At 71.5% G+C, this 12,433-nt stretch carries 9 protein-coding genes; 6 read left to right on the top strand and 3 right to left on the bottom strand.

Annotation, left to right across the window (positions count from 1 at the left end; translation table 11 throughout):
* Nucleotides 1-170: 170 nt before the first annotated feature.
* Entirely contained in the window at nt 171-584 is a 414-nt protein-coding gene (locus OG219_RS16020; RefSeq protein ID WP_266827087.1) for a gamma-glutamylcyclotransferase family protein, read from the top strand.
* A 13-nt stretch (nt 585-597) separates the two neighbouring features.
* On the opposite strand, the gene OG219_RS16015 is transcribed toward OG219_RS16020, so the two are convergent.
* The 3 genes from OG219_RS16015 to OG219_RS16005 form a co-directional block, all read right to left on the bottom strand.
* Nucleotides 598-2,694 (bottom strand): molybdopterin oxidoreductase family protein, encoded by a 2,097-nt coding sequence (locus tag OG219_RS16015; protein ID WP_266827085.1) that lies wholly within the window; start codon nt 2,692-2,694, stop codon nt 598-600.
* 110 nt (nt 2,695-2,804) lie between these two features.
* On the bottom strand, nt 2,805-4,295 hold the full coding sequence (locus OG219_RS16010) for a membrane-associated oxidoreductase (RefSeq protein ID WP_266836107.1): 1,491 nt from the start codon (nt 4,293-4,295) through the stop codon (nt 2,805-2,807).
* Entirely contained in the window at nt 4,295-5,002 is a 708-nt protein-coding gene (locus tag OG219_RS16005) for a vancomycin high temperature exclusion protein (protein WP_266827083.1), read from the bottom strand. Before OG219_RS16005 ends, OG219_RS16010 begins: the two co-directional genes overlap by 1 nt.
* 210 nt (nt 5,003-5,212) lie before the next feature.
* Here OG219_RS16005 and OG219_RS16000 point away from each other — a divergent pair, with 210 nt between their 5' ends.
* The 5 genes from OG219_RS16000 (at nt 5,213) to OG219_RS15980 (ending at nt 12,417) form a co-directional block, all read left to right on the top strand.
* Complete coding sequence (locus OG219_RS16000) at nt 5,213-6,157, top strand: sirohydrochlorin chelatase (RefSeq protein ID WP_266827081.1); 945 nt, start codon at nt 5,213-5,215, stop codon at nt 6,155-6,157.
* A gap of 61 nt (nt 6,158-6,218) precedes the next feature.
* Complete coding sequence (locus OG219_RS15995) at nt 6,219-7,589, top strand: deoxyguanosinetriphosphate triphosphohydrolase (RefSeq protein WP_266827079.1); 1,371 nt, start codon at nt 6,219-6,221, stop codon at nt 7,587-7,589.
* 93 nt (nt 7,590-7,682) lie between these two features.
* Complete coding sequence (locus OG219_RS15990; protein ID WP_266827077.1) at nt 7,683-8,948, top strand: NAD(P)/FAD-dependent oxidoreductase; 1,266 nt, start codon at nt 7,683-7,685, stop codon at nt 8,946-8,948.
* Nucleotides 8,949-8,994: 46 nt separating this feature from the next.
* Nucleotides 8,995-10,899, top strand: a complete 1,905-nt coding sequence (gene dnaG, locus OG219_RS15985) for a DNA primase (protein WP_266827075.1) — start codon at nt 8,995-8,997, stop codon at nt 10,897-10,899.
* A gap of 201 nt (nt 10,900-11,100) precedes the next feature.
* Nucleotides 11,101-12,417, top strand: coding sequence for an RNA polymerase sigma factor (locus OG219_RS15980; protein ID WP_266827073.1), 1,317 nt, complete (start codon nt 11,101-11,103; stop codon nt 12,415-12,417).
* Nucleotides 12,418-12,433: the final 16 nt, after the last annotated feature.

The following is a 12,433-nucleotide window of genomic DNA, read 5'->3' as shown; positions in this document are numbered from 1 at the left end:
TCCATGACACGGTGTGTCCAGAGCGCCTACTGGCGGATGTGTGTGGGTGTGTGAGGGTCTTCGGGGGGCAAGAATCGTTTCTGCAAAGACTCCGGAACGGGCATCGGAAAGGGCCCCGGAACGGGCATCAGGAAAGGCCCGCGAAAGGGCCTCGGAAGGGAGACCGCGCCATGGCCACGACCCCCTTCTTCGTCTACGGCACCCTCCGCCCCGGCGAGCACAATCACGACCTCTTCCTGCGAGGACGTACGGAGTCCGAGGAGCCGGGACGCATGCGCGGAGTCGTGCTCTACGAGGGCCCCGGATATCCGTACGCCGTCGAGGAACCCGGGGGAGTGGTGAGCGGGGAGCTGGTGACCGCGGGGCAAGGGGCGTACGGCGAACTGCTCGCCGCGCTCGACCAGTTGGAGGAGTACGTGCCCGGCGACCCACGCAACCTCTACGAGCGCGTCACGCGCGAGGTGACGCGTGCCGACGGGACGACCGTGCACGCCTGGGTCTACGTGGCCGCACCCGCGGTCGCCGCCCGGCTCCGCGCCCACGGCAAGCTCATCGAGGGCGGCGACTGGCACACCGGCGGCTGAGACGCGGGAGCGCCTAGGAGCCCGGCAGCACTTCCAGCCGTACCGCACACGCCTTGAACTCCGGCATCCGCGAAGTCGGGTCGAGTGCCGGGTTGGTCAGGGTGTTGGCGCGCCCCTCACCCGGCCAGTGGAACGGCATGAAGACCGTGTCGGGCCGGATGGTGCCGGTGATCCGCGCCGGTGCGACGGCGCGTCCGCGCCGGGAGACCACGGCGACGCGATCGCCTTCCCCGGCCCCCAGCCGCGCCGCCAGCCGTGGGTGTATCTCCACGAACGGTCCTGGCGCGGCGGCGTTCAGCTCGTCGACGCGCCGCGTCTGGGCGCCCGACTGGTACTGGGCGACGACCCGCCCGGTGGTCAGCAGCACGGGGTACTCGTCGTCGGGCTCCTCGGCGAGCGGACGGTGCACCACGGCGACGAACCGGGCCCGCCCGTCCTCGGTGCCGAACCGGTCGAGGAAGAGACGGGGGGTGCCGGGATGGACCCCGGCGCCGGTCTCCCCAGTGGCGGAGGGGCACGGCCAGAAGACCCCCGACTCCTCCGCCAGCCGGCGGTAGGTGATCCCCGAGTAGTCCGCCGCCCCGCCCGCGCTCGCCCGGCGCAGCTCCTCGAAGACCTCCTCCGGGTCCCTCGGGAAGCCCTTCTCCACGCCCAGCCGGTCGGCCAGTTCGTGCAGGACGTCGAGGTCGCTGCGTACGCCGTCGGGAGGGGTGATCGCCCGGCGGCGCAGCAGGACGCGGCCCTCCAGGCTGGTCGTCGTGCCCGTCTCCTCGGCCCACTGGGTGACCGGGAGTACGACATCAGCGAGAGCGGCAGTCTCGGAGAGGACGACATCCGCGACGGCGAGGAAGTCCAGTGACTTCAGGCGCTGTTCGATGTGGGCGGCCCGGGGCGCGGACACCACCGGGTTCGAGCCCATCAGCAGCAGCGAGTGGATGTCCGTACCCATCGCGTCGAGGAGTTCGTACGCGCTGCGCCCGGGCCCCGGCAGCGAGTCCGGGTCGACTCCCCACACCTCGGCCACATGGCGGCGTGCCGCCGGGTCGGTCAGCTTGCGGTAGCCGGGCAACTGGTCGGCCTTCTGGCCGTGTTCGCGCCCGCCCTGCCCGTTGCCCTGCCCGGTGAGGCAGCCGTAGCCGGACAGCGGACGCCCCGAACGCCCGGTCGCCAGACAGAGGTTGATCCACGCGCCCACGGTGTCGGTGCCCTTGGACTGCTGCTCGGGCCCGCGCGCGGTGAGCACCATGGCGTTCTCCGGCTCGCAGAACAGCCGTACAGCTTCCCGGAGTTCGGGAACGGATACCCCCGTGATCCGCTCCACGTACTCCGGCCAGTGCGCCATCGCCGCAGCCCGCGCCTCCTCCCAGCCGCTGGTGCGTTCCTCGATGTACCCCTCGTCCGTACGCCTCTCCGCCACGATCAGGTGGAGCATTCCCAGCGCGAGCGCCAGGTCCGTACCCGGGCGCGGCGCCAGATGCAGGTCCGCCTGCTCGGCGGTGCGGGTGCGGCGCGGGTCGATGACGATCAGCGTGCCGCCGTTCTCCTTCAGCTCGGTGAGGTAGCGCAGCGCGGGCGGCATCGTCTCGGCGAGGTTGGAGCCGACGAGGATCACACAGCCGGTCCTCGGGATGTCCTCCAGCGGGAAGGGCAGCCCCCGGTCCAGGCCGAACGCCTTGATCCCGGCGGCCGCCGCGGACGACATGCAGAACCGGCCGTTGTAGTCGATCTGCGAGGTGCGAAGGACGACACGCGCGAACTTTCCGAGCGCGTACGCCTTCTCGTTGGTGAGCCCGCCGCCGCCGAAGACCCCGCACGCGTCCGGGCCATGCTCCGTCCGCGTGCGGGACAGCCCCTCGGCGATCCGGTCGAGCGCCTCTTCCCAGCTCGCGGGTTCGAGAGTGCCCGCCCGCCGGATCAACGGCGAGGTCAGCCGCACCCGGGACGACAGCAGCGCGGGCGCCGTACGGCCCTTGCCGCACAGCGCGCCCCGGTTCACCGGGAAGTCCGCGCGCTCCGTCACCTCGACGCCGCCGTCGGGCGTGGGTACCAGGTTCATCCCGCACTGCAGGGCGCAGTACGGGCAGTGGGTGGGCGTCGCGGTGGCCTGCATACCGGTCAGCGTGCGTCGGGAGTGTTACGGGGAGAGGCGGCGGGCGTTACGCGGCCGGGACGGGGACCTCCCGGCCGGGCGGAGGGCGCCGTGAGGACGGCCGCCGAGCGTCACTGACGGTTCAGTGAGCGCGTGACGCCCGCCGCGATCGTGGTCGCCAGGATCCAGCCCATGGCGATCAGCAGATAGGCGAGCCACTGGTACCAGCCGTGCGGCGAGAACGCCTCCTCCTGCCCGAAGCTGATGATCGGCAGCAGCAGATCGAGGGTGTAGAACACGGGAATGAAGTCGGGGGCCTCGTCGGGCTTCAGCGCCTGTGGATGGTTCAGCGTGAAGGCGAGGGCGCCGGTGAACAGCAGGAGCACCAGCCAGCCGGCCGCGCGCATCGGGCGGAAGCCGTAACCGACGGTCGCGTCCTGCAGATGGCCCCAGAACCGGGCGTAGCGCGGCAGGGTGTTGCGGTGCCGGCGGAGTTTGGCCAGCTGGACGGTGCGTGCGGCGGCGTCGTCGCCCGCGGTGCGGTACGCGGTGGCCAACTGCTCGTAGGCGTACGGAAGATAGCCGCCCTCCTCCCGTTCGAGGAGCGGCAGTCGCTCCTTCGCGGGGAGATGCGGGGCGAGGCTGCGGTAGCTGAGGCCGTCGATCCGGACGCGAGCGGGCCACACCGCCGGGGGAACGTGCAGAAGGTCCAGCGTCGAGCGGCGCAGGTTCACGGCGCCCACGATCGGGGCGGCGTCGCGCAGCCACAGTTCGCCGATGACGCAGCTGCTGGCGCGCAGGGCCTGCCCTTCGGGGTGGGACAGCCGGGCGTGGGCGAGGTTGAGCTGGTGCGGGATCCGGGAGCCGCTCAGGTTGACCCGGCCATGGGCGCGCAGCCGCATGGCACGCAGGTCGGTGCCGACGGAGAGGGTCTCGGCGTGCAGGGCGGTGCCGCCGGGCGTGTGCAGCTCGGCGTTGTCGAGGTTCACCTGCCCGCCGACCGTGGCCCCGTTCAGCCGGACCTGGCCGTGGGCGACGAGGCCGACGGCCCACAGGTCGGTGCCGATGTCCGCGTGGTTGAGCTGGAGGGCCGGTTCCTCGGGGGCGTCCGAGTCCGGAGTGTCCGGTGCCGCCGGGCGGCCCAGGTGCGCACCGTTGATGAACACGGCGCCGGAGACCTTCGCCCCCTGGAGCCGCACCGGGCCGGTGATACGGGAGCAGCTGAGCCGCAGCGCCCCGTCGACGCGCAGGTTTCCCGCGGTGAGCCCGGGCAGCACCGAGTCGCTCAGGACCAGGGCGCGGATCTCCGCCCCGTAGAGCGTCGGGGTCTGCTCGAAGTGACAGGACCGCAGCCGTACGGCGTGCTGGACCGTCCCGTACGTGAGATCCAGCTGCCCGGTGATGCGCGCGCCCGTCAACTTCAGGCCTGCGATCTCACCGTCGTGGGCCGGTCCGTCGATCAGCAGGGCCCGCAGCACCTCGCCGCGTACGGTCCGCTCGGGACCCCACGACGATCCGGCCGCGGAGTCCTCGTCGTCGCTCTCGCGGAAGTCGATTCCCTCGCCGAGCGGGAAGGCCTCCCAGACGCGGCGTTCCGCGGGCGTGAGCTCGGTGACCGCCATCATTCGCCCGCCGCCGCCAAGGCCTGCCCGACCCCGGACTCCTTCGGCCCAAGGAACCGCGGATCGGGCTTGAACAGCGCGTCCAGCGCTGCCTTCCCCGCCGCGAAGACCTCCCGCGCGCCCCCGTAGTACCAGGTCGCGTCGTGCTTGGCGTCGACCCCGACCCCGTACGACTCGACGCCAGCCGCCTGGCACAGCGCGACCGCGCGACGGATGTGGAACCCCTGGCTGATCAGTACGGCCCGGTCGACCCCGAAGATCTTCTTCGCGCGGACGCAGGAGTCCCAGGTGTCGAAGCCCGCGTAGTCACTGACGATCCGCCCGTCGGGCACACCGTGCTCGGTCAGGTACGTGCGCATCGCGTCCGGTTCGTCGTAGTCCTCGCGGCTGTTGTCGCCGGTGACGAGGACGACCTCGACCTGCCCCGCCCGGTACAGCTTCGCCGCCGTGTCCAGGCGGTTGGCGAGGTACGGGGACGGCTCGCCGTTCCACAGACCCGCGCCGAAGACCACCGCGACCTCGGTGCGCGGAGCGTCCGCCGTCGTGCGCAGCCGGTCGCCCGTCACCGCGTACATCCAGGTCGACGGAAGCAGCGCGAGCACGCAGAGCAGCATCAGCGCCTGCACGCCCCGCCGTTGCCCGGCACGGGTGCGCGGCAGGCGCGGCAGGCGCGGTCTGCGCAGCTTCGGCAGCTTCGGACGGCGCATCGGACGGTCCCCTCCCCAGGTGGCCTCGACCAAGAAGGACGCGTCGAACAGTGATCCGGTTCGCGTCCGTGGCGTGACCAGCTTCACTCGGAATCCTGTCACCGCAGGTCAAGAAGGCTCACACTCCCGCACACCCCGTCGTGAACCCCCGGAAAACACCCGTCATGCCCGCGCAACGGCGCCGCAACCTCGTACCGTCAGGCTCTCTCCATGACGGCGTCGAACCCAGTACGCGACGAGTCCTCGCTCAGCCCCGGTGGCCCCCGGCCGCTCGGCGGCGTCCACCTCGACAGTACGGCGCAACTCATGAACGCGATCACCAGCCAGCTCGGCAGCCAGCTCAGCCTCGTCTCGATCGACGGCGCTCGCCGGCCCGCGCCGCCCGCGCTCGTCCTCGTGGCGCACGGCAGCCGCGACCCGCGCACGCTGAGCACCGTACGCAGCCTGATCGAGCGGATCCGCGAACTGCGCCCGCACCTGGCCGTGCACCTCGGGCACATCGAGCTGAACGAGCCCCTGCTGCCCGACACGCTCGCGTCCCTCCAGAGCGACCGGAGCGCCCAGAGCACCCGGAGCGCCCGGACCGTTGAAGCCGTCCTGGTGCCGCTGCTGCTCAGCCGCGGCTACCACGTCAAGCGCGACATCCCCGAAGCCGCGGCCGCCGCCGCGCCGCTGCGCACCCGCGTCGCCGCCCCGCTCGGCCCGCACCCGCTGCTCGTGGAGACGCTGTACGCGCGGCTCGTCGAGGCCGGCTGGCGGACGCGGATGAGCGACTCGACGCGCCGCGCGAGCGGCATCGTGCTCGCCGCCGCGGGCTCCCGCGACCCCGACGCCGCCGTCGACACCCGCCGCACCGCTCACCTCCTCGCCGAGCGCCTGGGCGTTCCCGTCGTCCCCGCGTACGCGTCCGCCGCCGCGCCCACCGTCGCCGCCGCCGTGCGCGCCATGGCCGCCCGCGGCCGCCACCGCATCGCCGTCGCCTCGTACTTCACCGCCCCCGGCCGCTTCGCCACCGAGTGCGCCGCGGCCGCCCCCTGGATCGCCGCCGAGCCCCTGGGCGACCACCCGGCGATGGCCCGCCTCGTCCTGCACCGCTACGACCAGGCCGTCGCGACCCCCGAACCAGCCCCCGAACGCGCGCTGGCCACCGCCTGAAGCACGGTCCTGAACGGACAGCTGTGCCCCGTTTGTCACCGCCTGCGTTTACTGTCGGGGCATGGAAGGCACCGCACCGAAGACCGAAAACACTCAGCACACCGAGCACACCGAGACCGCGTACGAGGACAACGCGACGTGGAGTGAGTACGACGCCACCTCCACCGAGCGCTGGGCCGTCGAGCCCGACAAGCGTCCCGGCCGCACCGCCTTCCAGCGCGACCGCGCCCGCGTACTGCACTCCGCCGCCCTGCGCCGCCTCGCGGGAAAGACCCAGGTCGTCACGCCCGGCACCAGCAGCCAGATCTGGGACGCCAGCCCCCGCACCCGCCTGACCCACTCCCTTGAGTGCGCCCAGGTCGGCCGCGAGCTGGGCGCGGCCCTCGGCTGCGATCCCGACCTCGTCGAGGCGGCCTGCCTCTCGCACGACATGGGCCACCCGCCCTTCGGACACAACGGCGAACAGGCGCTGAACGAATTCGCCGAGGACTGCGGCGGTTTCGAGGGCAACGCGCAGTCGCTGCGCCTGCTCACCCGTATCGAGCCGAAGCGCTTCGTCCGCTCCGATGCCACCGGCGAGCTCGTCAGCGTCGGCCTCAACCTCACCCGCGCCGCCCTCGACGCCGCCACCAAGTACCCCTGGCCGCGCGGCGGCCACCCCACCGACCCCAAGTCGCGGAAGTTCGGGGTCTACGAGGACGACCGGCCCGTCTTCGACTGGATCCGCAAGGGCGCCCCCGGCACCCGTACGTGCTTCGAGGCCCAGGTCATGGACTGGTCGGACGACGTGGCGTACTCCGTGCACGACGTCGAGGACGGTCTGCACGCGGGCCACATCGACCCCAACTGCCTGCACGCCGAGCCGGAACGGCAGGCGGTCTTCGCGGTGGCCATCGGGCGGTACGTGCCCGCCGACACCGACCCCGAGGAGCTCGCCGAAGCCCTCGACCGGCTCCTCGACCAGGACTGGTGGCCGCACGGATACGACGGATCGGCCGTCGCGCAGGCCCGGTTGAAGGACGCGACCAGCCAGCTCATCGGGCGTTTCTGCCTCGCGGCGGAGGGCGCCACACGCGCGGCGTACGGCACCGGACGGCTCACCCGGTACGCGGCGGAGCTGGTCGTCCCGCGCGCCGCGCGCCTGGAGTGCGCCGTCCTCAAGGCCGTCGCCGACCGGTACGTCATGCAGCGCGCCGAGCAGGAAGCGCTCCGCGCCGATCAGCGGATCGTCGTCGCCGAACTGGCCCAGGCGCTCACCGTCCGCGCCCCGGACGGCCTCGACCCGCAGTTCCGCGCCCTCTTCGACGAGGCCCCGGACGACAGGGCACGCAAGCGTGTGATCGTCGACCACATCGCCTCACTCACCGACGCCTCGGCGCGTTCCCTGCACCTCAGACTCACCACGCGGTCTCATGGGGCCCGCGGAGTGTGACCCTGCGTGGCCTGATCGGGTCTCTCCCTCTTCCCCCATCACGCTGCGTGCGGGACGCTCGCATATGGCGACATCCTTACGAGGAGGCATCAAGTGGTCGACGCGGATCAGACATTCGTCATCGTCGGAGGCGGACTGGCCGGAGCGAAGGCGGCCGAGACGCTCCGAGCGGAGGGCTTCAGCGGGCGGGTGATACTGATCTGTGACGAGCGCGACCACCCCTACGAACGCCCGCCGCTCTCCAAGGGCTACCTCCTCGGCAAGGAGGAACGAGACAGCGTCTTCGTCCACGAACCCGCCTGGTACGCGGCCAACGACATCGAGCTGCACCTCGGCCAGACCGTCGACGCCATCGACCGGAGCGCCAAGACCGTCCGCTACGGCGACGACGGCACCCTCGTGCACTACGACAAGCTCCTCATCGCGACCGGCGCCGAGCCCCGCCGCCTGGACGTCCCGGGCACGGACCTCACCGGAGTCCACCACCTGCGCCGCCTCGCCCACGCCGAACGCCTCAAGGGCGTCCTCACCGCCCTTGGCCGCGACAACGGGCACATCGTGATCGCGGGCGCCGGCTGGATCGGCCTGGAGGTCGCGGCGGCGGCACGCGAGTACGGCGCCGAGGTCACCGTCGTCGAACCCGAGGGGAGCCCGCTGCACGCGGTCCTCGGCCCCGAGCTCGGCCAGCTCTTCGCCGACCTGCACCGCGAGCACGGCGTCCGCTTCCACTTCGGCGCCCGGCTCACCGAGATCGTCGGCCAGGACGGCCTGGTGCTCGCCGCCCGCACCGACGACGGCGAGGAACACCCCGCGCACGACGTGCTCGCCGCGATCGGCGCCGCCCCACGCACCGGACTCGCCGAGGCCGCGGGCCTGGAGATCGCCGACCGCGCACACGGCGGCGGCATCGCCGTCGACGAACGGCTGCGCACCTCCGACCCCGACATCCACGCGGCCGGCGACGTCGCCTCCTTCCACCACACGCTCTTCGACACCCGGCTGCGCGTCGAGCACTGGGCCAACGCCCTCAACGGCGGCCCCGCGGCGGCCCGCGCGATGCTGGGCCGCGAGCTGACGTACGACCGTGTGCCCTATTTCTTCTCCGACCAGTACGACATCGGGCTCGAGTACTCGGGCTGGGCGCCCCCGGGGACGTACGACCAAGTGGCGATCCGGGGAGACGCCGGCAAGCGGGAGTTCATCGCCTTCTGGCTGAAGGACGGAAGGGTGCTGGCCGGGATGAACGTGAATGTGTGGGACGTCACGGAGCCCATCCAGCAACTGATCCGATCCCGGGCCCAGGTGGACACCGAGGCGCTCGCCGACCCGCACGTTCCGCTGGACAGCCTGATCCCATGACCTACAGCGGCGCTCGACTGTCACACCCTCACCGTAGAATCCATGCGTGGCCGGAAGGATCAACGACGAGGACGTGAAGGCGGTTCGGGACGCGGTCCCGATCGACGCCGTCGTGTCCGAGTACCTCCAGCTGCGCAACGCGGGCGGCGGAAACCTGAAAGGTCTCTGCCCCTTCCACGACGAGAAGTCCCCGTCCTTCCAGGTCAGCCCCAGCAAGGGGCTCTTCCACTGCTTCGGCTGCCAGGAAGGCGGCGACACCATCACATTCGTGATGAAGGTCGACCACCTCACCTTCTCCGAGTCGGTCGAGCGACTCGCCGCCCAGGCGGGCATCACGCTGCGCTACGAGGAGGGTGGGTACAACCCCGCCCACCAGCGCGGCGAGCGCATCCGCCTGGTCGAGGCCCACAAGGCGGCCGCGCAGTTCTACATCGAACAGCTCGACACCAGCTCCGAGGCCGACACCGGCCGCAAGTTCCTCGCCGAGCGCGGCTTCGACCAGTCGGCAGCCGCCCACTTCGGCGTCGGCTACAGCCCCCAGGGCTGGGACCACCTCACCCGCTACCTCCGCGGCAAGGGCTTCACCGACAAGGAACTGCTCCTCTCCGGCCTCTCCCAGGAGGGCCGCCGTGGCCCCATCGACCGCTTCCGCGGCCGCCTGATGTGGCCGATCCGCGACATCGGCGGCGAGGTCGTCGGCTTCGGCGCGAGGAAGCTGTACGAGTCGGACAACGGCCCGAAGTACCTGAACACGCCCGACACGGCGATCTACCGCAAGTCCCAGGTCCTGTACGGCATCGACCTCGCCAAGAAGGACATCGCCAAGGCCAGCCGGGCGGTCGTCGTCGAGGGCTACACCGACGTCATGGCCTGCCACCTGGCGGGTGTCACCACGGCGATCGCGACCTGCGGCACGGCCTTCGGCACCGACCACATCAAGATCCTCCGCCGCCTCCTGATGGACAACGGCTCGGCGCGCGTGATCTTCACCTTCGACGGCGACGCGGCCGGCCAGAAGGCCGCCCTGCGTGCCTTCGAGGACGACCAGAAGTTCGCCGCCGAAACCTACATCGCGATCGCCCCGGACGGCATGGACCCCTGCGAGCTGCGCCTCGCGAAGGGCGACGCGGCGGTCGCCGACCTGGCCGAACCCCGCACCCCGCTCTTCGAGTTCGCGCTGCGCCAGATCATCCTGCGGTACGACCTGGAGACCCCGGCCGGGCGTGCGGCCGCCCTCGACGAGGCAGCCCCCATCGTCGCCCGCATCAAGAACAGCGGCGCCCAGCACGAGGTCGCCGTACAGCTCGCGGGCATGCTCGGCATCCTCGACACCCAGTTCGTGGTCAAGCGGGTGGCCCAGCTGGCCCGTTGGTCCCGCGACCGCGGCGGCAAGGGCCCCGCGCCTTCGCAGCAGCGCTCCCAGCAGGCGTACGGCGCCGCCGTCCAGGCACCCGCCGGCGGCCCCGCCCTGACCCTCCGCAACCCGGTCTTCGCCACCGAACGCGAGCTGCTCAAACTCGCCCTCCAGCGCCCCGAGCTGGTCTCCCCGGCGTTCGACGCCTACGGGATCGACGAGTTCACCGCCCCGCCGTACGCCGCCGTACGCCAGGTGATCATGGAGGCGGGCGGCTCGGAGTACGGCGTCCAGGACCCCCAGGAGTACCTGGTCAGGGTCCGCGAGGCCGCCCCCGACGACGCGGCCCGCGCCATGGTCACCGAGCTGGCCGTCGAGGCGATCATGCGCAAGACGGTCGACGAGACCTACGCGGGCGACCAGCTCGTCATGGTCCGCCGCCGTGCCGTCGACCGCCGCATCCGCGACGTCCAGGGCAGCCTGTCCCGCCTCAGCGCCCACGGCGACCCGGCCCAGCTGGCCGCCGTACAGAACGAACTGTGGGTACTCCAGCAGTACGAGCAGGCACTGCGGGAGAGGGGCGCGGAGGCGCTCTGACGGTTACGGGGCCCCGTGAAGCGCCCCTCAGTCTGTGAAGACTTCGGAGTGCCCGGCCCTCACGTGCACCTTTCAACCTGTTTCGCGCCCCCTAAAACGCGCACTCGTGCATGAAAGTAACCGCGCGGTCACGGACCGGACGCAAAAAGTCACCGCACGCCCCTCGTGGCGGCGATGTGTCGTACTCCACACTGGGTTGCGGTGCCTGAGTCCTCGGAGCGCGGCCGACCCGCACGCGACGGGTCCCCGATCCCCGCGGTTCCGCTAAACGACTACGGGATGGACAGCGGCGAGGCCGTCGACCCCATCCCCGACGTAACGCTGCCGCACGCCTCAGCAGCGACATTCCTGGAGGTCGCCCCCGTGCAGACCCAGACCCTCGCACAGACCGACAACATCACGGATACGGACGCGGACGCCGAGACCGACGTCGTCGCGGCGGTACCCCCGCAGAGCCGTGCCGCGCACCACCCCGAAGCGGAGCCGGAGAGCCCGCCCGAGCTGGACGAGCCGCCCGCGAGCGCTGTCGAGAACGCCGAGGTGGAAGCCGAGTCCGAGGCTCCCGAGCCCGTCGAACCGCCCCGGAGCCGCGCCGCCGACACCGGCGGCCCCTCCTCCGACCTGTTCCGCCAGTACCTGCGCGAGATCGGCCGGATCCCCCTGCTCACCGCGGCCGAGGAAGTCGAACTCGCCCGCCGTGTCGAGGCCGGCCTCTTCGCCGAGGAGAAGCTCCGGCTCGCCGTCGATCTGGACAGCCAGCTCGCCCTCGACCTGGACAAACTGGTCGTCATGGGCCGTATGGCCAAGCGCCGCCTCATCGAGGCGAACCTGCGGCTCGTCGTCTCCGTCGCCAAGCGGTACGTGGGCCGGGGACTGACCATGCTCGACCTGGTCCAGGAGGGAAACCTCGGCCTGATCAGGGCGGTTGAGAAGTTCGACTACGCCCGCGGCTACAAGTTCTCGACGTACGCCACCTGGTGGATCCGCCAGGCCATGTCCCGGGCCCTTGCCGACCAGGCCCGGACCATCCGAGTCCCCGTCCACGTGGTCGAGTTGATCAACCGGGTCGTGCGGGTGCAGCGGCGCATGCTTCAGGAGCGCGGTTACGAGCCGACTCCCGAGGAGGTCGCCGCGCATCTCGATCTGCCGAGCGAGCGGGTCAGTGAAGTGCTGCGGCTGGCTCAGGAACCGGTGTCCCTGCACGCTCCCGTGGGCGAGGAGGACGACGTCGCGCTCGGCGACCTCATCGAGGACGGTGACGCGACGTCTCCTGTGGAGTCCGCCGCGTTCCTGCTGCTCCGTGAGCATCTGGAGGCGGTTCTCTCCACGCTCGGGGAGCGGGAGCGGAAGGTCGTCCAGCTCCGGTACGGGCTGGCCGACGGGCGGCCGCGCACCCTGGAGGAAATCGGCCGCATCTTCGGCGTCACCCGCGAGCGCATCCGCCAGATCGAGTCCAAGACCCTCAACAAACTGAGGGACCACGCGTTCGCGGACCAGCTGCGGGGCTACTTGGACTGAGGGCTTCTTTCGCCCC

It is taken from the genome of Streptomyces sp. NBC_00038 (assembly GCF_026343635.1).
Lineage (GTDB): Bacteria > Actinomycetota > Actinomycetes > Streptomycetales > Streptomycetaceae > Streptomyces.
The sequence above is the reverse complement of the archived record's forward strand: the minus strand, read 5'-3'. Positions and strand labels throughout refer to the sequence as shown.

Excerpts from the sequence above, each read along its gene's own strand:
- OG219_RS16020 (WP_266827087.1), top strand. The coding sequence starts at position 171 with ATGGCCACGACCCCCTTCTTCGTCTACGGCACCCTCCGCCCCGGCGAG.
- OG219_RS16015 (WP_266827085.1), bottom strand. The coding sequence starts at position 2,694 with ATGCAGGCCACCGCGACGCCCACCCACTGCCCGTACTGCGCCCTGCAG.
- OG219_RS16010 (WP_266836107.1), bottom strand. The coding sequence starts at position 4,295 with ATGGCGGTCACCGAGCTCACGCCCGCGGAACGCCGCGTCTGGGAGGCC.
- OG219_RS16005 (WP_266827083.1), bottom strand. The coding sequence starts at position 5,002 with ATGCGCCGTCCGAAGCTGCCGAAGCTGCGCAGACCGCGCCTGCCGCGC.
- OG219_RS16000 (WP_266827081.1), top strand. The coding sequence starts at position 5,213 with ATGACGGCGTCGAACCCAGTACGCGACGAGTCCTCGCTCAGCCCCGGT.
- OG219_RS15995 (WP_266827079.1), top strand. The coding sequence starts at position 6,219 with ATGGAAGGCACCGCACCGAAGACCGAAAACACTCAGCACACCGAGCAC.